At 66.8% G+C, this 21,337-nt stretch carries 18 protein-coding genes; 3 read left to right on the top strand and 15 right to left on the bottom strand.

What is annotated here, in order from left to right:
* Positions 1 to 29: 29 nt before the first annotated feature.
* Positions 30 to 443: a VOC family protein gene (locus AB0N24_RS06360; RefSeq protein ID WP_364121961.1), complete on the top strand. Its 414-nt coding sequence runs from the start codon at positions 30 to 32 to the stop codon at positions 441 to 443.
* A 9-nt stretch (positions 444 to 452) separates the two neighbouring features.
* On the opposite strand, the gene AB0N24_RS06355 is transcribed toward AB0N24_RS06360, so the two are convergent.
* The gene (locus AB0N24_RS06355) at positions 453 to 2,288 is read right to left on the bottom strand and encodes a gamma-glutamyltransferase (RefSeq protein WP_364121958.1); all 1,836 of its coding nucleotides are present in this window, start codon (positions 2,286 to 2,288) and stop codon (positions 453 to 455) included.
* Positions 2,289 to 2,331: 43 nt separating this feature from the next.
* Complete coding sequence (locus tag AB0N24_RS06350) at positions 2,332 to 4,920, bottom strand: Tex family protein (RefSeq protein WP_364122384.1); 2,589 nt, start codon at positions 4,918 to 4,920, stop codon at positions 2,332 to 2,334.
* Between the two features lie 180 nt (positions 4,921 to 5,100).
* Between AB0N24_RS06350 and AB0N24_RS06345 the strand changes: the two genes are divergently transcribed.
* Positions 5,101 to 5,397 carry a hypothetical protein gene (locus tag AB0N24_RS06345; protein ID WP_104173544.1) on the top strand — a complete coding sequence of 99 codons (297 nt, stop codon included), beginning with the start codon at positions 5,101 to 5,103 and terminating at the stop codon, positions 5,395 to 5,397.
* Between the two features lie 129 nt (positions 5,398 to 5,526).
* Here the strand turns inward: AB0N24_RS06345 and AB0N24_RS06340 are convergent, their stop codons facing one another.
* Positions 5,527 to 5,964, bottom strand: a complete 438-nt coding sequence (locus AB0N24_RS06340) for a CBS domain-containing protein (RefSeq protein ID WP_364121955.1) — start codon at positions 5,962 to 5,964, stop codon at positions 5,527 to 5,529.
* Between the two features lie 205 nt (positions 5,965 to 6,169).
* Positions 6,170 to 6,631, bottom strand: coding sequence for a nucleoside deaminase (locus AB0N24_RS06335; protein ID WP_364121952.1), 462 nt, complete (start codon positions 6,629 to 6,631; stop codon positions 6,170 to 6,172).
* A gap of 214 nt (positions 6,632 to 6,845) precedes the next feature.
* Here AB0N24_RS06335 and AB0N24_RS06330 point away from each other — a divergent pair, with 214 nt between their 5' ends.
* Positions 6,846 to 10,520 (top strand): TM0106 family RecB-like putative nuclease, encoded by a 3,675-nt coding sequence (locus tag AB0N24_RS06330; RefSeq protein ID WP_364121950.1) that lies wholly within the window; start codon positions 6,846 to 6,848, stop codon positions 10,518 to 10,520.
* Between the two features lie 3 nt (positions 10,521 to 10,523).
* On the opposite strand, the gene AB0N24_RS06325 is transcribed toward AB0N24_RS06330, so the two are convergent.
* From AB0N24_RS06325 to AB0N24_RS06275, 11 genes are all read right to left on the bottom strand, one after another.
* Positions 10,524 to 11,366, bottom strand: a complete 843-nt coding sequence (locus tag AB0N24_RS06325; RefSeq protein WP_364121947.1) for a triose-phosphate isomerase family protein — start codon at positions 11,364 to 11,366, stop codon at positions 10,524 to 10,526.
* An 88-nt stretch (positions 11,367 to 11,454) separates the two neighbouring features.
* Positions 11,455 to 12,804 carry an MFS transporter gene (locus AB0N24_RS06320; protein WP_364121944.1) on the bottom strand — a complete coding sequence of 450 codons (1,350 nt, stop codon included), beginning with the start codon at positions 12,802 to 12,804 and terminating at the stop codon, positions 11,455 to 11,457.
* A gap of 53 nt (positions 12,805 to 12,857) precedes the next feature.
* Complete coding sequence (locus AB0N24_RS06315; protein WP_364121941.1) at positions 12,858 to 12,998, bottom strand: hypothetical protein; 141 nt, start codon at positions 12,996 to 12,998, stop codon at positions 12,858 to 12,860.
* 12 nt (positions 12,999 to 13,010) lie between these two features.
* Positions 13,011 to 13,778 carry an SDR family oxidoreductase gene (locus AB0N24_RS06310; RefSeq protein WP_364121938.1) on the bottom strand — a complete coding sequence of 256 codons (768 nt, stop codon included), beginning with the start codon at positions 13,776 to 13,778 and terminating at the stop codon, positions 13,011 to 13,013.
* A 37-nt stretch (positions 13,779 to 13,815) separates the two neighbouring features.
* On the bottom strand, positions 13,816 to 14,817 hold the full coding sequence (locus tag AB0N24_RS06305; protein WP_364121935.1) for a 3-hydroxyacyl-CoA dehydrogenase family protein: 1,002 nt from the start codon (positions 14,815 to 14,817) through the stop codon (positions 13,816 to 13,818).
* 2 nt (positions 14,818 to 14,819) lie between these two features.
* Positions 14,820 to 15,308: a ribose-5-phosphate isomerase gene (locus AB0N24_RS06300; RefSeq protein ID WP_364121932.1), complete on the bottom strand. Its 489-nt coding sequence runs from the start codon at positions 15,306 to 15,308 to the stop codon at positions 14,820 to 14,822.
* The gene (dhaL, locus tag AB0N24_RS06295; protein ID WP_364121929.1) at positions 15,305 to 17,080 is read right to left on the bottom strand and encodes a dihydroxyacetone kinase subunit DhaL; all 1,776 of its coding nucleotides are present in this window, start codon (positions 17,078 to 17,080) and stop codon (positions 15,305 to 15,307) included. The genes AB0N24_RS06300 and dhaL overlap by 4 nt, the downstream gene beginning before the upstream one ends.
* 72 nt (positions 17,081 to 17,152) lie before the next feature.
* Positions 17,153 to 18,157, bottom strand: coding sequence for a sugar phosphate isomerase/epimerase family protein (locus AB0N24_RS06290; protein ID WP_364121926.1), 1,005 nt, complete (start codon positions 18,155 to 18,157; stop codon positions 17,153 to 17,155).
* Positions 18,158 to 18,254: 97 nt separating this feature from the next.
* Positions 18,255 to 18,962, bottom strand: coding sequence for a GntR family transcriptional regulator (locus tag AB0N24_RS06285; RefSeq protein WP_364121923.1), 708 nt, complete (start codon positions 18,960 to 18,962; stop codon positions 18,255 to 18,257).
* A gap of 145 nt (positions 18,963 to 19,107) precedes the next feature.
* Positions 19,108 to 20,187, bottom strand: coding sequence for an alkene reductase (locus AB0N24_RS06280; RefSeq protein ID WP_364121921.1), 1,080 nt, complete (start codon positions 20,185 to 20,187; stop codon positions 19,108 to 19,110).
* An 82-nt stretch (positions 20,188 to 20,269) separates the two neighbouring features.
* Positions 20,270 to 21,325 (bottom strand): 2,3-butanediol dehydrogenase, encoded by a 1,056-nt coding sequence (locus AB0N24_RS06275; protein WP_364121918.1) that lies wholly within the window; start codon positions 21,323 to 21,325, stop codon positions 20,270 to 20,272.
* Positions 21,326 to 21,337 lie beyond the last annotated feature (12 nt).

Here is a 21,337-nt window from a genome sequence, read left to right as displayed (position 1 = left end):
GCTCACACCTTGGAATAAGGAGACACGCCATGCTGAACCGCTTCTACGTGAACCCGATCCTTCCAGCACAGGACGGCGACCGTGCCCGGAAGTTCTACCGCGATGTCCTTGGCCTCGACCTTCTCACCGGCCCAACGGATGATCCCATGGTCTTCGGAGCGGCCTCCGGCTCGAGCATCGCCCTCACCGAGCTCCCGGACAGGATTCCCCCGGCCTATCCAATGATCAGCTTCATGGTCGAAGACATCGAGAATCTCGTGAAGGAGCTAAAAGCGCGTGGCGCCACATTCCAGCCACCGGGCGCCGGAAGCTTCGCCGGCGTCGAAGGCCAAGCTGAGGGCGAGGTAATGGATTTCGGCGCCGTGAAGTCAGCATTCCTCCAGGACACCGAGGGAAATGTCATTGCACTGAACGAGATGATGGGCTGGCCTCCCCACGAGTAGGGTCACCCCCTAGCGACCCGCCGCGTACCCCTGCCCACCGCGCGGATTGGCGGCAGCCTGCAGCACCCCCGTCAGAGGATCGCGCACGACGGCGGACAACCGTCCCAGCGTCCAGTCACCAGCCCGCGTGATCCGGTGGCCGCGACGCTCCAAACCCGCAATGACGCCGTCGCCTAATCGGTCCTCCACCACGGCCCCGCCCGGCTCCCACGTTCGGGGCCAGAATGACCCCGGCATCGACGTCGTATGGAACATGGGCGCATCGATGGCCTGCTGCGGAGAGTAGCCGCCCACGATTGTCCGCAGAAGGTAAGGCAGCTGCCACTGATCCTGTTGGTCCCCGCCGGGCGAGCCCAGCGCAGTTACAGCCCTGCCGTTCCGAAGCACGAGCGTTGGCGTCAGGGTGGTCCGGGGGCGCTTTCCCGGGGTCAGCGTGGACGGCGTTCCGGGTTCGAGCCAGGTCATCTGCAGCCGTGTGCCCAGGCAGAACCCCAGTTCGGGAATCGCCGGGGAGGACTGCAACCAACCGCCGGACGGAGTCGCAGAGATCATGTTTCCCCAGCGGTCCACAACGTCGATATGGCAGGTATCGCCGCGCGTCTCCCCGGTCGCCAGCACTGTCGGCTCACCCACGCCGGCACTGAAGCGGCTCCCGCGAAGACCCGGCCCGGCGTCGTCGTTCCCGAGCGACGACGGCACATACTCCGTCCGCAGCGGCGGGTGGAACGGCTCGCGTCCCGGAACTTGGCCGGGCCGGAACTCGAGCGACGCCCGCTCCGTGATCAAGGCACGGCGCGCGGCGGCGTACTCGGCGGACAACAGGTAGTCGAGCGGAACATCCGTATCGCCGTAGTAGGCCTCGCGGTCCGCGAGCGCCAGTTTCTGTGCCTCGAGGATGGTGTGCGCGCCAAGTTCGGTGGACGGGTCAAGGTATTCGTCGGCGAACCCGTCCAGGATCGCAAGAGTCTGCAACAGTGCCGGACCCTGACCCCACGGACCGGTCTTGGCGATCGTGTGGCCGCGGAATTCGATGGTGGCGGCGTCTTCGTAGCCAGCCTCGAAGGCTGCCAGATCGCTCATTGCCAGTACGCCGCGGTGGTCCGTGCCGGACGAGTGCCTGTGCGGCACCTGGACGGACCGGACCATCGCCGTTGCGACGAAGCCCTCGCACCATTCACGGCGGGCGGCATCGATACGCTCCTCGCGGGAGGACTCTGCTGCACCCGCTTCCAGAAGCCGCTCAAGGGTCCGCGCATAGGCCGGGTTGCGGAACAACTCGCCGTCGGCCGGGACCCTGCCTTCCGGCATCCACAGCTCGGCCGACGTGGGCCAGTGCTCCCGGAACAGTCCGGAAACGGCAGCGACCGTCGCTCCAACGCGGCCCAGCACCGGATGGCCGTCCCGGGCATACCCGACTGCAAACTCCAGCACAGCCGGCAACTCCCATGTCCCGTGGTCGCGCAGCAGCAGGAGCCAGGCGTCGACGGCGGCAGGCACCGCCGTCGCGAGGGCACCCGAGCCGGGGACAAGTTCCAGGCCTTCCGAGCGATAGTGTCCGGGCATTGCTCCGGCGGGCGCGGGACCCTGCCCCATCAGGACCATCGGTTTGCCTGGCGCCTCGGCGGTGACGAACACACCGGTCATGTCCCCGCCCGGACCGTTCAGGTGCGGCTCAACAACGTGGAGCACGAACGCCCCTGCGGTGGCGGCGTCGAACGCATTCCCGCCGCGTTCCAGCACCGCCTGAGCGGTGGCCGTCGCAGTCCAGTGCGTGGAGGCGCTCATCCCGAAGGTGCCCCGCAGCGTGGGGCGCGTGGTGAACGGATCGGGCCGCGTGAAAGTCATGGGGTCCACTGTAGCCACGGCCTGGGTCGGGAGTGCGGTGCGGTTACTTGCCCAGGCCGGCCTTTCGCAGCGCTTCGGCCATGGCGGTGTTCACCGGAGCGGGCTTGGGCGGCGGCGTCCGCTTGGCGTCGGTACGGTCGTTCCTCGCGGGCCGGCCGTCATTCCGCGGCGGACGGGCATCCTTCCGCGGCTGACCGGCGTCGCTACCTTGCCGCGGCGCACTGGTGCCCTGCCTCGGCGCATTGTTGCCCTGCCGCCCACCGGCAGCAGCCGACCGGCCACCGGGAGGTGCCGGTTCGTCGTCGAGCCTCAGCGTGAGCGAGATGCGCTTCCGCTCGGGATCCGCCTCGAGGACCTTCACCCGCACCACTTGTCCGGATTTCACCACTTCGCGCGGATCGGACACGAAGCGGTTAGCCAGCGCGGATACGTGCACGAGCCCGTCCTGGTGCACTCCGACGTCCACGAACGCCCCGAACGCGGCCACGTTGGTGACAGTTCCCTCCAGGATCATCCCGGGCCGGAGGTCGGAAATCTTCTCGATCCCTTCCGAGAACTTGGCCGCTGCGAATGCCGGCCTCGGATCCCGTCCGGGCTTCTCCAGCTCGGAAATAATGTCCTGCACCGTGGGCAGGCCGAAGGCACCCTCAACGAAGTCCTGCGGGTTGAGCGCGGCGAGGCTGCCGGTACCTGCCCCTCCTACGGCTGCCCTGCCGGCAGTTGCCCTTCCGCCTGCGGCGGCGACGATCTTCCGCGCCACCGGGTAGGCCTCGGGGTGCACGCTGGAAGCATCCAGCGGCTCCGCTCCCCCGGTGATCCGCAGGAATCCCGCACACTGTTCGAACGCTTTGGCGCCCAGCCGCGGCACCTTCTTCAGCTCGCTCCGCTTGGCAAACGGTCCGTGCTCGTTCCGGTATGCCACGATGTTCTCGCTCAGCAGCGGTCCGACGCCGGCCACACGGCTCAGCAGCGCGGGCGACGCCGTGTTGACGTCCACCCCAACAGCGTTGACGCAGTCCTCCACCACGGCATCCAGGCTGCGGTCCAGCTTCGCAGCTGTGACATCGTGCTGGTATTGCCCGACGCCGATCGACTTCGGCTCGATCTTCACCAGCTCCGCCAGCGGATCCTGCAGGCGCCGGGCGATGGACACGGCACCGCGCAGGGAAACATCCATGCCGGGCAGCTCGGCAGCAGCCAGCGCGGACGCCGAGTACACGGAGGCTCCGGCTTCCGACACCACCAGCTTTTCCGGCGGCCGGGTTCCCGGTGCCCCGTTGCCCGTTTGTCCCGCCGCTGACCCCGCGGACAGTTTCTTGATCAGTTCGAGGGCGAGCTTGTCCGTCTCGCGGGATGCCGTCCCGTTGCCGATCGCCACGAGTTCGACGGCGTGCTGACGAGCCAGCCGGACCAGCGTGGCCAGGGCTTCGTCCCATTTCCGCGCCGGGGCGTGCGGGTAGACAGTGTCCGTGGCCACCACTTTGCCGGTGCCGTCCACCACCGCTACCTTCACGCCGGTGCGGAGCCCGGGATCCAGCCCCAGGGTGGCCCTGTTTCCGGCCGGGGCAGCCAGCAGCACGTCGCGGAGGTTGGCGGCGAAAACCCGGACGGCTTCGTCTTCGGCGGCTGCGAACATCCGTCCGCGCAGGTCGGCCGTCAGCCGGGCCAGCACCCGCGAGCGCCACGCCACCTGCGCGGTCTGCAGGAGCCACTCGTCGGCGGGACGGCCGCGGTCCGCAACCCCGAGGAACCTGGCCACGGCGGATTCGTAGCGGCCGCGGGCGGCGGCCAGGGCGTCGTCGTCGGACGGTTCAGCCTCGGCGAGATCCAGCTCCAGCACCCCGTCCTTTTCCCCGCGAAGCAGCGCCAGGACGCGGTGCGACGGCATGCCCGACGGCACCTGCGAAAACTCGAAGTAGTCCTTGAACTTCTGGCCCTCGGTCTCCTGGCCCTTCTTCACCCGGGACACCATGCGGCCCTGGCTCCAGAGCCGTTCCCGCAGTGTTGCGGCGAGGTCAGGGTCCTGCGCCACCCGCTCCACCAGGATGGACCGGGCACCCGCCAGCGCCGCGGCGGCGTCGTCAATGGAGTGTTCAGCGTTCAGGAACTTGGCGGCCTCGCGCTCCGGATCCAGCTCCGGGCGCTTGAGCAGCGCGTCGGCGAGCGGCTCCAGCCCCGCCTCGCGGGCGATCTGCGCCTTGGTCCGCCGCTTGGTTTTGAAAGGCAGGTAAATATCTTCAAGGCGGGATTTGGTATCCGCATCGACGACGGCGGCCTGCAGTTCCGGCGTCAGCTTGCCTTGCGAGGCGATCGCCTCCAGGACGGTCCGACGGCGGTCCTCCAGTTCACGGATGTACCGCAGCCGTTCCTCGAGCTCGCGGAGCTGCGTGTCATCAAGGGTCCCGGTGGCTTCCTTGCGGTACCGGGCGATGAAGGGAACGGTCGAACCGCCGTCGAGGAGGTCCACTGCCGCCTTGACCTGCCAGGCCTTCACTCCCAGTTCGCCGGCGATCTGGGCCGCGATCTGTTCCGCCACGGCGTCGGCGGTCCTGCCGGCGGGCTTGCCAGACGGCGTGCCGCCCGGCTGCGCGGCCGTCTGTCCGGCTGTCCCGCCGGCGGGTTTTCCGGGCATCACGGCAGCCGGAGTGGCAGGGGACGGGTTAGGACGCTGCGGGATGTGGTTCACCCAGAACATTTTGCCTTACCGGACCGACACTATGGCACGGGCTGCGCGAGATTAGGGCTACCGGGCCCGGGGCATAAGTGATGTAGTGGCAGTAGGAAGGCCAGCAACCAACGGAGGCGGTCCATCATGCAGGAGTTGCTCATCATCCTTCAGGACGGCTTTGAGGAGGACAATGTCACGGTCTTCGTTAACGGCAAGCAGGCCAGGCGCGACACCGATCTCTCCACCAACCCCCTTTTGGGCATTGCGGAGGAGGTAGCAATCGAGCTTCCGGCGCGCGGGGCCACCATCGGCGTCGAGGTCACCAGCCGGGGTCTGGCCGGAGGCGTCAAACTCAGCGGAAGGCCGAAGAGCCTTCTCGTGTCCATTGCAGAAGGCAAACTGGTGATTCGGGAGGGAACCGGACGCGAGGCCTTCCTGTAGCTTTGCGGTCAAGCAGCTTTGCGGTCAGCCGAGACCCGGCGCAAGGAATGACGGCAGGCAAGGGACAAGCGCCGCGAACAGTTCGCGGCGCTTGGGTCAGTTGCAGTCAGCAGTTGCTCGCATACGGCACTAGGCCATGTTCTCCATGGGCTTCTTGGCCGAAATGTGTTCCACCAGTTCGCCGACGCGCTCTTCCGAGTAGTTGCGTGCAATGTCGCCCTGGCTGATGATGCCCACCAGCTTGTGGTCGGAAATGACCGGCAGGCGCCTGACCTGGTACTGCTCCATCAGTGCAATGGCTTCGTCGATGTTGGCGTCAGCATCGATCCAGCGCAGATTGCCCTGGGCCAGGTCGATGGCCCTGACCTCCCTGGCGTCCAAGCCCTCGGCAACGCACCTGAGTACGATGTCGCGGTCCGTGATGAGTCCCCTGAGTTTGCCTTCGCTGCCACAGATCGGCAGCGAACCACAGTCAAGGTCGCGCATCATTACGGCCGCTTCCTGCAGTGTCTGGTCTTCCTTGACGCACTGGGCGTTGGTAGTCATGAATTCACGTACGACGCTCATCAGTCCTCCTTCATCGGTTGGGGTTCGACGCAGGGGCCCTCGGCTCCGGCGCCGATGCTGTCAGCCTACGCCCGGGCAAACGCCCTGACTAGGCTCAATCATGGTTCGTCGGACGGCGGTACCGGACGGCGCACCCGGGCCGGTTTAGGCTCCATTTTTGGAGTTCAAACAGGGCCGCGCTGGAGGCAAAGTTGAAGATGTCGGCCTACTCGGCGATGTCCTCGGCCCACAGTTCCGGGTAGTCGTGTTGGAACGTGAGCATCATGTCCACGCAGCGCTGGTCGTCCAGCACCACCACCTCCACACCCCGCGAGCGCAGGAGGTCGAATTCGCCGGGGAACGTCCTGGCCTCACCCACCACAACTCTCGGAATCTTGAACTGGATGATGGTTCCCGTGCACATCGCGCACGGCGCAAGGGTCGTGTACAGAGTGGTGTCGCGGTAGCTCTTCTGCCGGCCGGCTGCCCGGAGCGCCGACATCTCGCCGTGGGCAATGGGATCGCCGTGCTGCACGCGTTCGTTGTGGCCGCTGGCGATCACCTCGCTCCCCCTCGCCAGCGCGGCCCCGATGGGGATGCCGCCTTCGCTGCGGCTCTGTTGCGCAGCCCGGACGGCAGCCTCGAACGCGGCTTCGTCGTATGCAGTGATGCCATCTTGCTCAGTCATATTCCCCGGTTCAGTTCAGTCGCGTGCCCCGCCGGCAGCGGTGCAGCATCCGTTGATTTTTTTGTCTCAGGCACGTCCCTCAGACCCTACGCCGACGGCACGGGCCAGGACCAGACCAGCCCTTGCAGCCCAACCCGCCAATACTGTCAGGGGCCTTTGATACTTTGGCAATAAGACATCAACGGCAACACGACATCTACGGCAACGAGGCGCAGTGTTTCTTCTTGAACCGCAAGCACCGGATCTCGAACAGGATCTGGTCTTCTCCGCGAGCGATCTCGTCATCGCGGCCACGTGCGAGTACCAGCTGCTGCGCAAGCTGGACGAAAAACTGGGCCGGTCCCCCAAAGCGGAGTTCGAGGCCGACGAGATGTTGGCCCGCACAGCGAAGCTGGGTGACACCCACGAGCACAAGGTCCTGGACAAGTTCCTGGATGAGTTCGGCCCGTGGGATCCCGCCACCGGCCGCGGCGTGTACGACGTCGCGCCCGCCACAGCCATGGACCGCGCCACCCTGCAGGCCAAGCATGCCGAATCCGTCGATGCGCTGCGGGCCGGGGCGGACGTCGTCTTCCAGGCGGCTTTCTTTGACGGCCGCTTCCACGGCCGTTCCGACTTCCTGGTCAAACAGGCCGATGGCAGCTATGCCGTGTACGACACCAAGCTGGCCCGCCACGCCAAGGTGACGGCGTTGCTCCAGCTCGCCGCGTACGCCGACCAACTGCTCCACGCCGGCATTGCGCCGGACCCTGCGGTGACGCTGGTTCTGGGGGCCACGGTGGAAACGCCCGGAGGCGGCTTCGACTATGTCCGGAGCAGCCACAAACTGGCGGACATCCTGCCGGTCTTCCGCGAGCGGAGGGACAGATTCCTGGCGCTCAGTACCGGCCACCGCAACCAGTCCGACGTCGTCAGCTGGGGCGCGTCCGGTGTTGTGGCCTGCGGCCGGTGCGATTACTGCCAGGAACAAGTGAAGGCCACTGACGACCTCCTCCTGGTGGCACGGATGAACTCCGCCCAGCGGAAGAAGCTGCACGCGCAAGGGATCCTCACGGTCAAGCAGCTGGCCGACGCCACGTTGCCCGGAGCCAACGCGTCACTGCTGCGGATGCAGGATCAGGCCAGGATGCAAAGCAACGCCGGAACCGCGGAGGGATCCGTCAGCTACGTCAAAGACGGTGAACAGCACAGCATCGGCTACCGCGTGATCCCCGAGAACACACTGGCGGAACTTCCCCCGCCCAGCCCCGGAGACATCTTCTTCGATTTCGAGGGGGACCCGCTGTGGCAGGACAGCGGCACCGGAGTCTGGGGGCTTGAGTACCTCTTCGGGGTTATCGAAGCGCCGCTGGAACCGGATCGCCGGACCGTGTTCAAGCCCTTCTGGGCCCACAACCGCGCCGCGGAGAAGCAGGCGTTCCTCGATTTCCTGGACTATGTGGAAGACAGACGGCGCAAGTATCCGGACATGCACGTCTACCACTACGCCGCCTACGAGAAGACCGCGCTCCGCAAGCTGTCGGTGATGCACGTCGCCGGTGAGGACACCGTGGACAACTGGCTGCGGGACGGGTTCCTCGTGGACCTGTACCAGACCGTCCGGAACAGCATCCGCATCTCCGAAAACTCCTACAGCATCAAAAAACTCGAGCCGCTGTACATGGGCAGCAACCTCCGCTCCGGGGACGTGAAGGACGCCGGCGCCTCGGTTGTGGCGTATGCCGATTACTGCGCGGCGCGCGACGCCGGCCTGGCCGGGGATGCTGCGGCCATCCTCGCCGGCATCTCCGACTACAACGAATACGATTGCCTCTCCACCCTGGAACTGCGCAACTGGCTGCTGCGGCTGGCTGGCGAGCGCGGAATCGGGACCGCTCCGGGAAGCAAAAAGACTGCCGGAAATTTAGGCCAGGCGGCATCTGACTCCGAGGACGGTGCCGCGCTCCCGCGGTCTGAGTCCGCCATCAGGGCCTTCCTGCACCGGGCGGCGGAGTCCCGCGCCGCGGGGGCAGCGGCTGTGTCCCTCGGCGCCGCGGTGGGGCACGGCGGCGCGGACCCTGACGTTCAGGCCGTCGCCATGGTGGACGCGGCCGTGAGCTACCACCGCCGCGAGCGCAAGGCGTTCTGGTGGGCCCACTTCGACCGCTGCGAGAACGGACCCGACACCCATCAGCAGGACCGCAACGTTTTCCTCGTGGAGGAGGCCCGCATCCTCGATGACTGGCAAAAGGTCGGCACCAGGCTCCCGGAGCGCAGGGTGCACCTGACCGGCACGGTGAGCGCCGGTTCGGACCTCCGCGAGGGCAGCACGTGGTTCCGCATGTATGACCGTCCGTTGCCGGCCGGCCTGGAGGGAACAGGGAGCGACGGTTCCGGGCGCAACGGCTTGTTCGGGACGGAGGTCCTGGAGCTCGGCCACGAGGACGGCAGGGATATCGTGGTGATCCGCGACAGGCTGCCCCGGAAGATCGATCCTCACAACAGGCTGCCCATCGCACTCACCGAGGACCAGCCTGTCCCCACCAAGAGCCTGGAGGAGGCCCTGGCGCGGCTGGCTGACCAGGTGGCGGCCGGGCTTCCGGACGGCACCGCAGCGGCGCCGGGGAAACCAGTCTTTCGGAAGCATCCGGCCCTGGACCTCGTGCGCCGGGTTCCGCCGAGGCTAGTGACAGGCGGGCCGCTGCCCGCGCCGGCCGGTGGCCCGGACCGCTTCATCGACGCCATCACGGCTGCAGTGGAAGCGCTCGACCATTCGTATCTGGCAGTCCAGGGTCCGCCGGGCACCGGCAAGACACACGTCGGCTCGCACGTCATTGCCCGGCTGGTGGCCCGCGGCTGGAAGGTGGGCGTTGTGGCCCAGTCGCACGCGGTGGTGGAGAACCTGCTCTGCACGGCCGTGGACAAGGCCGGAGTGGACCCGCGCAGGGTCGCCAAGGACGTCAAACACGACGGTTCCCTGCCGTGGCTTCACCGGGATGCCGCGGATGTGGACAGGCTGCTCAGTACCCCGGGCGGGGCCCTGGTGGGCGGCACGGCCTGGACCATGACCGGTTCCACGGTGCCCGCGGGGTCTTTGGATCTCCTCGTGATCGACGAAGCGGGGCAGTTCTCGCTCGCCAACACCCTGGCTGTGGCCCAGGCCAGCCCGCGGCTGCTGCTGCTTGGCGATCCGCAGCAGCTCCCCCAGGTCAGCCAGGGCACGCATCCCGAGCCGGTCAACGAATCCGCCCTGGGCTGGATCTCTGCTGGCCGTGCCACGCTTCCGCCGGAGCTCGGCTATTTCCTGGCCGACTCGTGGCGGATGGCATCTCCCCTGTGCGCTGCTGTGTCGGAGCTCTCGTACGAGGGTCGGCTGCAGTCCGCCAGCGCGGCGGACCTGCGCTTCCTGGACGGCGTTCCCGCCGGAATCGAAACGGTGATGGTGCCGCACAGCGGAAACATCACGTCCTCGGCCGAGGAAGCAGCTGAAGTGGTGCGGCAGGCCAGCAGGCACCTGGGACTGACGTGGCACGACGAAGCAGGCAGCCTGCCGCTCGGGCCGGAAGACATCCTGGTGGTGGCGGCCTACAACGCCCAGGTGAACGTGATCCGGGATGCCCTGGACGCCGCCGGCCACACGGCGGTCCGCGTGGGTACCGTGGACAAGTTCCAGGGCCAGGAGGCGGCTGTGGTGATTGTGTCCATGGCCTGTTCAGCGGTGGCCGAGGCTCCGCGCGGCATGGAGTTCCTGCTCTCCCGGAACCGGATCAATGTCGCTGTGTCCCGCGGGAAATGGCGCGCTGTGGTGGTGCGGGCCCCGGAGCTGACCAACTATCTGCCCACTCATCCGGAGGGCCTCGAACAGTTGGGCGGTTTTATCGGGCTCTGCCAGCGGTCTGTTTCTTCGTAGCTTCTACCTGGCGGCGATCAGCAGCGCCTCATCCAGCACCCTGCCGAAGTTCGCGGCGTCGTGCGCGAAGCGGCCAAGGAAGATCCCGGACACCCCGCCGAGCCGGGGCAACAGGCCGGGCTTGGCAGAACCGCCGTAGATGACCGAAAGATCCTGAAGTCCGTGCACGGCGAGCAGGGCCCGGAGGTGACTCACGACGTCGGACACGTAGCCGGCGTCAGCCGGCTCGGCGGCGCCGATGGCCCAGACAGGCTCGTAGGCAACGATCAGGCGCGAGGCCAGCGCCCAGTCGCCCCCAACCGCGGCCTTGATCTGCCGGTACACGAAGTCGGCCGCAAGGGCGCCGCCGGCGGCAGGCTCGCCGGCTGAGTCCCCGACCACTGATACTTCACCGACGCAGAGCAGCGGCGTCAGCCCGGCGTCGTCCGCGGCGCGTACCTTGAGCGCCACCACCGCGTCGTTTTCGCCGAAGTGCGCGCGACGTTCTGCGTGGCCGATCTCCACCAGGCCGACGCCGAGCTCCGCGAGCATGGACGGTGCCACCTCACCGGTCCATGGCCCGTCGGCCCAGCCGCAGTTCTGCGCGCCCAGGACCAGCGGTGACCCGTCCGACACTCCTGCAGCTGCCGGGAGCACCGGGAAGGACGGGATGACAAACGGGACAACCCGCCCGGCCGCGAGGGCCGGACGGGAGTCCACTTGGTGCCGCAACTGCTCCAGCCAGTCCAGGCTGTCCCGATATCCCAAGTACATCTTGGTGCTGACGCCCACGTAGATGGTGCGGTCGTAGGCATCCGGTCGTGCGGTAATGGAACCCGGGGACTGGCTGGCTGAAGCGCGCTGCATGTGTCTTGCTTTCTCGCTGGGGCGGAGGCTGACGGCCGCCTGGCTGGTGACGGAGTCCGGAGCTTGTGTCCGAAACTTCCTTCCGGACCTACTTCTCCAGCAGTTCGTCGGCCTTGTTCTGGAACCGCTTGGTGGCGTACATCATGACGGCGGCCACGAACGGCAGGACGCCGAGGGCGTAGACGCCCATGGTTCCGGTGTCGGACGCCGTGACCTGGTTGACCGTGGTGCGCAGGATCGGGGCGACGAAACCGCCCAGGTTGCCCAGCGAGTTGATCAGGCCGATGCCCGCAGCGGCTGCTGTTCCGGTGAGGAACGCCGTCGGGTAGGACCACGCGATGGGTCCGATCGACAGGAAGCTGCAGACGGCCAGGGTGATGAAGATGATGCCGAGCGCCGGGATGTGGTTGGCTCCGGCCCAGGCCGAGCCGAAGATGCACAGGCCCGTGGAAATGAAGAGGCCGGTGCCCCAGACGCGGCGGCGGACTATGGTGTTGGCAGCCTTGCCGATGAAGTAGCAGGCGAAGATGCCGAAGAACCACGGGATGGCTGCCAGCAGGCCCACCATTATGCCCACCTTCTGGCCGGTCAGCTGGGCCACCTGCTGCGGCAGGTAGAACGTCACGCCGTAGACCGCTATCTGCAGGCAGAAGTAGATGGCCGTGAAGTACCAGACCTTGCGGTTCTTCATGGCGGCAAGGACACCGCGGGGGCCGGTTTCTTCCTTGACCGTGTCCTCCAGCGCCATGACGTCCAGCAGCGCCTTCTTTTCGCCCGGGTTCAGGAACTTTGCGTCCTGCGGGCTGTTGATCAGGAAGAAGTAGGCCGCCATGCCGGCCAGGACCGCAAGCATGCCTTCGACGAAGAACATGACCTGCCAGCCGGCCACACCGGGTACCTGGTCGCCGATATTGATCAGCCATCCGGACAGCGGGGCGCCCATCATCTGGGAGAACGGCTGGGCAAGGTAGAAGATGGCGAACATCTTCACGCGCACCTTGTTCGGGAACCAGGCCGCCAGGAACATGATGACGCCCGGGAAGAGGCCCGCCTCAGTCACGCCGAGCAGGAAGCGCAGGATGATGAAGGAGGTCTCGCCCTGGACGAAGGCGAAGCACGCGGACACGATGCCCCAGGTGATGGCGATGCGTGCCAGCCACATCTTGGCGCCGAACTTGGTCAGCAGCAGGTTGCTGGGGATTTCAAACAGTGCGTAGCCGATAAAGAAGATGCCCGCGCCAAGGGCGTACGCACCGGCCGTGATACCGCGGTCCACACCGAGCGCGGCTTCAGCGAAGCCCACGTTGGTGCGGTCCAGGAAAGCGACGACGTACAGGATGACGAGCATCGGCATGAGCCGGAACGAGGCCTTGGAAATCGCCGATTTGAGGATCGGCGAATCCAGGAGCTCCTTGGTGGAAGTTGCTGTTAGGGACATCAAAACTCCTCTTTGAGTAAATCAGGTGCGAACGAAGGTGGGCCCCTCGGGTCCTAGCGGGAGAACGCGATGATGAGGACGCCGGCGATGCAGGCAAGGATGCCGACGGCGAGGTAGATCCGGCGTTCACGGCTCCAGGACCTGAGCCCGGCGGCTGCCGCAGCGGGTGCGGCGGGTTTGCTGTGCTGTGCCATGGCTGTCCGTTCCTAATGCATGTAGAGTCCGCCATCGACATTCAGCGTCTGGCCGGAGATGTACCCGGCGTCCTCGCTGATGAGGAAGGCGATGGCTGCTGCGATGTCGCGCGTGGATCCGACCCGGTTGACCACGAGGTCCTTGGTGAGTTCGTCCTTGCGTTCCTGGCTGAGGGTGCCGCCCATGATGTCGGTGTCGATGGGGCCCGGGGAGATGGCGTTGACGGTGATGTCGTACTCCCCCAGTTCGCGGGCGGTGGACCGGGTCAGCCCGATCACGCCGGCCTTGGCCACCGAGTAGGGCGTCTTGGAGAAGGTGCCGCCGCCGCGCTGGGCGGACACGGAGGAGATGTTGACGATGCGCCCGATCCGGTGCTTCACCATGGATTCGGCCACCCGGCGGGTGGCGTAATGGACGCCGTTGAGGTTGATGTTCAGGACGCGGTCCCATTCGGCGGCGTCCAGTTCCAGGTACGGAACCGGCGAGCTGACGCCAGCCACGTTGGCGAGGGCCACGACCTGCGGCAGTTCCGCTTCGATCTCGTCGATCGCGGCGCGGACGGACGCTTCGTCGCCGACGTTGGCGCCGACACCGTGGGCCTGGACGCCGTACTGGGCGACGAGTTCCTTGGCGGTGGCCTTGCACAGGCCGTCGTCGAGGTCGATGATGCCGATGTTCCAGCCCTGTGCGGCGAGGTAGTTAACTGTGGCCCGGCCGATGCCGCGCTCGGAGACGGCTCCGGTGACGATTGCCGTGCGTTCTGCGGGGAAAATGCTCATGGTTGCTCCTGGAAGATGCGAAGAGTAAGGGACGCGCTCAGTTGATGGGGGCCGGGCCGAGCTCGTCGATCAGCTTCTGCATGGCCACGTAGGCCTTGTTGCGGTAGGCGATCAGTTCGGGAGTGCGCTCGGCCGGGACGTTGAGGAAGCCCGCGCCGGTCTTGGTGCCCAGCTTCCCGGCGTCCACCAGGTCGCTGAGGATCTTCGGAGTGGCGAACCGCTCCGGGAAGTCGGTCTGGAGGGACTTGTAGCAGAAGTTGTACACGTCCAGCCCGGCCATGTCCGCGATGGCAAACGGTCCGAAGAACGGCAGCCGGAAGCCGAAGGTGGTGCGGACCAGGGTGTCCACATCGTCCGCGGTTGCGATGCCCTGCTCCACCAGCTGCGCGGCTTCGTGGAACAGCGCGTACTGCAGCCGGTTGAGCACGAAGCCGGTGACGTCCTTGACGACGGCGGTCTGCTTGCCGGCGGCGTGCACCAGGTCGCGGACTGCGCCGACGGTTCCGGCCGAGGTGCCGGCGTGCGGGATGATCTCGACGCCGGGGATGAACGGCGACGGGTTGGAGAAGTGCACGCCGAGGAACCGCTCCGGGTTGGTAACCGGCTCGGACAGTTCGGCGATGGAGATGGTGGAGGTGTTGGAGCCGATGATGGCGTCCGGCCTAGCGGCGGCGCTGATGCGGGCCAGCGTCTGGTGCTTGATGGCGATGACTTCGGGGACGGCTTCCTCGATGAAGTCGGCGTCAGCGACGGCTTCCTCGATGTCCTTGGCGGCCCAGAGGTTCTGCTTCAGGATTTCGGTGGAACCGGCGGGGAAGAGGCCGTCCGCCACGAACTGGTCCGACTCCGCCAGGAGCCTGTCGAAGTTGCTCTGTGCCACTTCTGCGGACACGTCGGCGAGCGCCACGCGGGCACCGCCGAGGGCCAGGACCTGCGCGATTCCGCCGCCCATGTAGCCGGAGCCGACGACGGCGATCTTCCGGGCGCTGTTTGCCGCGCCGGCGGCTGCGGTGGTGGGGGTGCTTGCTGTTTCGGTCATGATCAGATTGCCTTCGTGTAGTCGGGCTCGTAGGAGCAGATGGCGTCCACCTTGGCGGCGGAGGATGAGGTCTCATCGAAACGGTAGTCGAGCCATTCGCCCACCAGCTTCTTGGCCAGTTCCAGGCCGATGACGCGCTGGCCCATGGTGAGGACCTGTGCGTTGTTGCTCAGCACGGAGCGTTCCACGGAGTAGCCGTCGTGGGCGGTGACTGCGCGGATCCCGGGTACCTTGTTGGCTGCGATGGCCACCCCCAGCCCGGTACCGCAGATCAGCAGCGCCCGGTCCGCTTCGCCGTCGGCCACCTTACGGGCGGCATCGACGGCGACGTGCGGGTACGCGGTCGGGTCGTTCGCTCCGACGCCCACGTCCAGAACGGACGCCACGCGGCTGTCCGCTTCGAGGAGCGCCTTCAGCGCTTCCTTGTATTCGACGCCGGCTTCATCGTTGCCAATGACGATGCGCCATCCGGCCGCAGTACTGGTGCTCATGGGTGTGCTCCATTTCCGGCCGCAGCGGCCAGGTGGGAATCAGACGGTTGTGGATCAGTCAGTTCGGAATCGAGGTAGTTCGAGATCCGGGTAGCGATCAGCCCGAAGGACACAGCGCCGGGATCGGGATGGCCCAGGCTCTTTTCCGCCAGCGGCCGTGCCCTGCCCTTGAGTGGCCGGAGCGAAGCGGTGGCGTCCGCCGCCTCCTGTGCGGCGGTCGCTGCGGCGGCGAGGGCGCCGGCGACGGGAGTGCCGCCGTCGAACGCTGCCAGGAAGGTGTCCTTGAAGGGAAGCAGCGCGTCCACCATGGTCTTGTCCCCCGGTTCGGCCTTGCCGAGGGCGGTGATTGCGTTCACGAAAGCCGTGACGGCGGCCGCAGCATCCTCGCCGCGGTACGCGTCCCTGTTGCCGAGCGCGAGTCCGGCGGCGATCACCGCGGATCCCCACAGGGCCCCGGAGGTTCCGCCGGCGCGTTCGCTCCAGGCCTCCCCGGCAGCGGTGAGCACGCGTTCTGCCGATGCCCCCGCCGCAGAGGTTTGTTGTGCTGCGGCGGCTGCCGCGTCCACGCCGCGGCGCATGCCGATGCCGTGGTCGCCGTCGCCCGCGATCGCGTCCAGGTTGCCCAGTTCCTCTTCGTGTTCGACGACGACGCCCTGCACCTGGGCGAGCACGGCGGCTGCGAACCGGCCCAGGTCCGCTGCTGCCGCCGTCGTTTCCTCCGATGCGGCGGCCACGGCGTCCTCCGGTCCGGCCAGTTCGCGGCGTGCCCGCGGGGCGAGGCTGCCCTTGCGGAAGGCCGGGGTGTCGGCCGGGGCTGCCCAGAACTGCTCCAGTTCGTCGTCCAGCCACAGCAGGGTCAGGGAGAGCCCGGACATGTCCAGGCTGGTGACCAGCTCGCCGCATTCCGGTTCCACCACAGTCAGGCCGGCCCCGGTCAGGAGCTTTTCGATCTTGCCGAACAGCAGGAACAGCTCGTCGTACTTGACCGTGCCCAGGCCGTTGACGATGGCCACCACGCGGTCCCCGGCGTCGTCGGGCTTGTCCGCGAGGAGCCGGGAGACGAGCAGTTCGGCGAGTTCGGAGGCGGTGGGCATAGGGTGTTCGGAGATTCCCGGTTCGCCGTGGATGCCCAGGCCCAGCGACATCTGGCCGGCGGGCACATGGAACAGCGGTGCCTCCGCTCCCGGGAGGGTGCAGCCGTCGAAGGCCACGCCGAGGGAACGGGTGCGGTAGTTGGTGCGGATGGCGAGCCGTTCGACGGCGTCGAGGTCCAGCCCCGCTTCGGCTGCGGCGCCGGCGATCTTGAAGACCGTCAGGTCTCCGGCGATGCCGCGGCGCTTTTCGATCTGGTCAAGCGGCGCGCTGGCGATGTCGTCCGTGACAAGGACAGTGCGCGTTTCGATGCCTTCCGCGTTCAGCCGCAGCTGGGCCTGGCCGAAGTGGAGCACGTCACCGGCGTAGTTGCCGTAGCTCAGCAGTACTCCGCCGCCGGCATTGGCCGCTTTGGCCACTCGGTAGACCTGGCCGGCTGCCGGGGACGCGAACATGTTGCCGCAGGCCGATCCGGCGGCCAGGCCCGGTCCCACCAGGCCGGCGAAGGCCGGGTAGTGGCCGGAGCCGCCGCCTACCACCAGGGCCACCTGGCCGGCAGGCACCTCGGTGGAGCGGACGACGCCGCCGTCTACCCGGGCAACGTACCCGCGGTTGGCCGCCACAAAGCCGTCCAGTGCCTCATCCGCGAAGTCAGCGGGGTTGTCGAAGATCTGGGTCATGGTTCCTCATTGAATCCGTGTTGGGAGCGGTGCTGGGTTTGGAAGCCGGCTTCAGTCAGACGCCGGCTCCGCTTAGACGCCGGCGAGTTCGACGGCGGACGGCTGCTGCCGTCCCTGGGCCACCCGGCTCTGTCCAAGCGCGTAGCCGTCGGTCTTCGGGAGGACGTGGCGGCGCAGGTAGTCCTGGTTGCTGGCCGTTACGCTCAGGCCGTCTCCGCCGTAGTGCTCGGTGCAGAGGATGCCCTGGAACCCGACGGAAAGCGCCAGTTTGAAGGCTTCGCGGTAGTTGATGAGGCCGCTTTCCATCGGAGCCGGCATGGTCACGTACATGTCGCGGGCTGCGTCCTCGTCCCGGATGTAGTTCTTCATGTGCCAGTAGTTCGAGTACGGCAGGGTCTTGGCCACCATCTCGCGCCAGTCCTCGATGGGACGGTGGAGCCGGATCAGGTTGCCGAGGTCCGGGTTGAGGCCGACGTTTGAGAGGCCGATGTCCTGGACCAGCTGTACGGACGAATCCGCGGTGCCCAGGTAGGTGTCCTCGTACATTTCGAGCGAGAGCAGGACGCCCACCTCGGCGGCGTGCCGGCCGAGTTCGCGGAGGCGGGTGACGGCGTTGCCCCAGGCTTCCTTGTTCCCCGCCGGGTCCTTGTGGCCTTCAACCGTCCAGAACCAGAGCTGCTTCTGCTGCTCGGCGGTCAATGCCTGGTGGAGCCCGAAGGAGACAACCTCGCAGCCCAGCTCGGCGGCGGCGTCGATGGTGCGGTGGCTGTAGGCCAGGTTGGATTCCCAGTTGCCTTCCTCGATGACGCTGCGGCGGATCGCGGAGATCACCGGGATGCCGATACCGACGGTAGCCGCCGTCTGCTTGAACTCGGCGAGGCGCTCCCTGCTCAGGTCCCCCGGGCGAACCCAGCTGTCCGTCAGGTCCGCGTGGGCGAAACCGGCGTCCTTGACCTCGGTGAGGACCTCGGCCCAGGCCGAAGCGTCGGCGTCGTTGATCGGGGTTCCCTGGGCGTCGGCGCCCGGGAACTGCAGCAGGGCCGCGGTAATGGGCCAGTTCTCAGCTGTGTAAGCCATGGTGTTCACTCCTTATGCGAATCCTGTTTCCTATAGGATTTACTATCGAAAGAGAGTTGTCAAGGTCACACTTCAGGTGGTGGTTGGGAGGGCGGGTTTAGCCTTCCGGAGCGTCAGCGATGGCGCGGCCGCGGACCTTCCGGACGTGCTCGGCCATGGCGGAGGCGGCCTTTTCGGGTTCCCCCGTGGACAGCGCGTCCAGGACAGCCTGGTGCTCGGCGATGGCGTTTTCAGCATCCGTGATGCCGACGCCGCCGAACAGTCGGAACCGCTGCACCTGGCCTCCCAGCGCAGCGTAGGCGGCCACCATGAACTGGTTTCCGGTTTGTTCGGCGATAAGCCGGTGGAAGCGTTCGTCGGCTTCGAGGTAGTCACGGTATTCAGCGAACGACGGGCCCCGCGGCGCGGTCTTCAGATCCGTCACGGCCTGTTCCAGCTGGGCGAGCCGTTCCGGGGTCAGACGTGCACACGCGAGGCGGGCGTTCACCGGTTCAATGGCGAGCCGGGCCTCCATAAGCTCGGCAAAGTCCTCGCGGGTGAAAACCGGCGCCACGCGGTAGCCCTTCAGGGCCACGCGGCGGACCATGCCGGTGTGCTCGAGCCGGGCCAGCGCTTCGCGGACCGGCGTGGGCGAAACGTCGAGATCCCGTGCGGTTCCGTCAATGCTGACAGTGGCGCCCGGCTCGAGCCGGCCATCCATCAGTGATTCCAGCAGTTCCTCGTAGACGTGGTCGGCCAGCACTTGGCGGCTCACAGGCCTGCTTTTGCGGGTGCCGGGACTGTTGATCTGGGACGGACGCTGCATGTTCAGATCCTATAGGGCTGGCACGAAGCCGCTCGCATGAACGCCGGTGGGAACGACAACGCAGGGTCACATCGTGTCCGATAACCCCAGGCCATAGGACTCGATGCGACCCCGCGTTTGCTACGTGTAGCGGCGAGCTAAGAGGCTAGTTCCGGGACTCCTCGTAGAAGGGGTAGTCGGTGTATCCTGCCGCGCTGTCGCCATAGAACGTGGCCTGGTCCGGCTCGTTGACCGGCAGGCCCTCGCGCCAGCGGCGGACGAGGTCCGGGTTGGCGATGGCAGGCCGGCCCACGACTACTGCGTCGGCATGGCCGTCGGCAACGAGGGAGATGGCTTCATCGCGGGAGGTTACGACACCGAAGCCGGTGTTGACGAGGAACGTGCCCCTGAAGCGGGCCTTCAGGTCCTGGACCAGTTCGCCGGCCGGTTCCTTGTGCAGGATGCTCAGGTAGGCAAGGTTGAGCGGCGCGATCGTGTCCACGAGCACCTCGTAGGTTGCGCGGACATCGGCGGGGTCGTTCTCCGCGATCCCCTGGACGCCGTGTGCCGGTGAGATCCGGATCCCTACGCGGTTTCCGCCGAGCGCTTCGACCACGGCGTTGACGGTTTCGATGACGAACCGGGCCCGGTTCTCGGGTGACCCGCCATAGCCGTCCGTCCGCACGTTGGTGTCCGGCGCAAGAAATTCGTGCAGCAGGTAACCGTTGGCCGAGTGCAGCTCAACGCCGTCGAACCCTGCCTCGATGGCGTTCCTTGACGCCGTCACGATTTCCTGGATCACCACGGGCACCTCATCGGCGGTGAGCTCGTGCGGCACGGGGTGCGCCTGCTTGCCCTTGTACGTACGGGTTTCAGCTTCGAGGGCGATGGCGCTCGGTGCGACGACCTGGTGGCCGCCGTTGATGTCCTCGTGTGAGACCCGGCCGCCGTGCATGATCTGCGCGAAAATCCGGCCGCCTTCGGCATGGACAGCGTCCGTGACCTTCTTCCAGCCGGCAATCTGTTCGGTGGTGACGATGCCGGGCTGCCCCGGGTAGGACCGGCCGGCAGGGCTGGGGTAGGTGCCCTCGCTGACGATCAGGCCAAGCGAAGCGCGCTGGCGGTAGTGCTCCACAACGAGCGCACTGGGCACGCCCTCCTCGCCGGAGCGGAGGCGGGTGAGCGGCGCCATTACCAGTCGGTTGGGCAGTTCGAGCTCGCCGAGAGTCATGGGGGAAAACAACATGCGCGGTTCCTTTCGAAGCGGATGGGGTCCACTGAGATCAACTGGGGCGCGCGTGCAACTATTCCGCATGAGACGGGGATCACTAAGGGTGCACGATGATCTTCACCGCCGTGTCGTTGTGGTTGATGAGCGTATCGAAGCCCTTGTCCACCAGGTCCTCGAGGGCAATTCGTCCGGTGATGAAGGGTTTGAGATCCACTTTCCCGTCCTGGACCAGCTTGATGGCAGCCGCATGGTCGCCCCGGTAGGCAATGGTGCCCCGCAGGTCGATTTCCTTGAGGACGATCTTCTGCATGTCCACCGCGGCCGGGCGGCCCCAGATGGACACGTTGACCACCACGCCGGCGGGCTTCACGACGTCGAGCATGGTGTCCAGCACCGCGTTCACCCCCGCACACTCAAACGCTGCGTCCGCACCGGTCCCGCCGGTCAGCTCGAGCACCCGAGCCTTGACGTCGTCACTGCTCGGGTCGATCAGATGATCCGCGACGCCGGACGACGTCGCCTTCCCTTTGCGCGCGGCGGACAGCTCGGTCACCACGGTGGTGACGCCGATCCCTTTCAGGACTGCCGCCGTGAGCAGTCCGATGGGACCTGCACCGCCGACGACGGCGACGTCCCCGGCTTTGAGGCCGCTCCGGCCGACGGCGTGATAGGCCACCGCGAGGGGTTCGATGAGCGCGGCTTCGTCGAGCGGAATATCGCCGACGGGGTGGACCCAGCGTGAGCCGACCACGATCTTTTCACTGAGTCCCCCGCCGCCGCCGGCCAGCCCGATGAAGCCCAACTGAGTGCACAGGTTGTAGTTGCCCTCCCGGCACGGGCCGCACTCGTCGCAGACGAAGTAGGGTTCCACCACCACGCTGTCTCCGATGGCGAGCCCGGTAACGCCCTCCCCCAGTTCTTCCACAGTGCCGGAGAACTCATGACCCAGGGTGACCGGGGCGGCCTCGTTGGACAGCCCGTGGGGGTGCCCGGGCGGCGGGGTGAAGATGGGCCCTTCCAGGAATTCGTGGAGGTCCGTACCGCAGATCCCGCACCAGGCGACGGCGATCTTCACGGCTCCGGCGCGCAACCCCGGCTCCGGAATGTCTTCGATCCGGAGATCCTCGCGGGCGTGGAATCGTGCTGCTTTCATGATGTTTTCCTT

Source organism: Arthrobacter sp. NPDC093128, assembly GCF_040683875.1.
Taxonomy (GTDB): Bacteria; Actinomycetota; Actinomycetes; order Actinomycetales; family Micrococcaceae; genus Arthrobacter.
Note: the sequence above shows the minus strand (reverse complement) of the source record. Positions and strands in the feature narration are given on the sequence as shown.

What these genes read in the sequence shown, in the direction of transcription:
- AB0N24_RS06360 (WP_364121961.1), top strand. Translation starts at nt 30, where the DNA reads ATGCTGAACCGCTTCTACGTGAACCCGATCCTTCCAGCACAGGACGGC.
- AB0N24_RS06355 (WP_364121958.1), bottom strand. Translation starts at nt 2,288, where the DNA reads ATGACTTTCACGCGGCCCGATCCGTTCACCACGCGCCCCACGCTGCGG.
- AB0N24_RS06350 (WP_364122384.1), bottom strand. Translation starts at nt 4,920, where the DNA reads ATGCCCGGAAAACCCGCCGGCGGGACAGCCGGACAGACGGCCGCGCAG.
- AB0N24_RS06345 (WP_104173544.1), top strand. Translation starts at nt 5,101, where the DNA reads ATGCAGGAGTTGCTCATCATCCTTCAGGACGGCTTTGAGGAGGACAAT.
- AB0N24_RS06340 (WP_364121955.1), bottom strand. Translation starts at nt 5,964, where the DNA reads ATGAGCGTCGTACGTGAATTCATGACTACCAACGCCCAGTGCGTCAAG.
- AB0N24_RS06335 (WP_364121952.1), bottom strand. Translation starts at nt 6,631, where the DNA reads ATGACTGAGCAAGATGGCATCACTGCATACGACGAAGCCGCGTTCGAG.
- AB0N24_RS06325 (WP_364121947.1), bottom strand. Translation starts at nt 11,366, where the DNA reads ATGCAGCGCGCTTCAGCCAGCCAGTCCCCGGGTTCCATTACCGCACGA.
- AB0N24_RS06320 (WP_364121944.1), bottom strand. Translation starts at nt 12,804, where the DNA reads ATGTCCCTAACAGCAACTTCCACCAAGGAGCTCCTGGATTCGCCGATC.
- AB0N24_RS06315 (WP_364121941.1), bottom strand. Translation starts at nt 12,998, where the DNA reads ATGGCACAGCACAGCAAACCCGCCGCACCCGCTGCGGCAGCCGCCGGG.
- AB0N24_RS06310 (WP_364121938.1), bottom strand. Translation starts at nt 13,778, where the DNA reads ATGAGCATTTTCCCCGCAGAACGCACGGCAATCGTCACCGGAGCCGTC.
- AB0N24_RS06305 (WP_364121935.1), bottom strand. Translation starts at nt 14,817, where the DNA reads ATGACCGAAACAGCAAGCACCCCCACCACCGCAGCCGCCGGCGCGGCA.
- AB0N24_RS06300 (WP_364121932.1), bottom strand. Translation starts at nt 15,308, where the DNA reads ATGAGCACCAGTACTGCGGCCGGATGGCGCATCGTCATTGGCAACGAT.
- dhaL (WP_364121929.1), bottom strand. Translation starts at nt 17,080, where the DNA reads ATGACCCAGATCTTCGACAACCCCGCTGACTTCGCGGATGAGGCACTG.
- AB0N24_RS06290 (WP_364121926.1), bottom strand. Translation starts at nt 18,157, where the DNA reads ATGGCTTACACAGCTGAGAACTGGCCCATTACCGCGGCCCTGCTGCAG.
- AB0N24_RS06285 (WP_364121923.1), bottom strand. Translation starts at nt 18,962, where the DNA reads ATGCAGCGTCCGTCCCAGATCAACAGTCCCGGCACCCGCAAAAGCAGG.
- AB0N24_RS06280 (WP_364121921.1), bottom strand. Translation starts at nt 20,187, where the DNA reads ATGTTGTTTTCCCCCATGACTCTCGGCGAGCTCGAACTGCCCAACCGA.
- AB0N24_RS06275 (WP_364121918.1), bottom strand. Translation starts at nt 21,325, where the DNA reads ATGAAAGCAGCACGATTCCACGCCCGCGAGGATCTCCGGATCGAAGAC.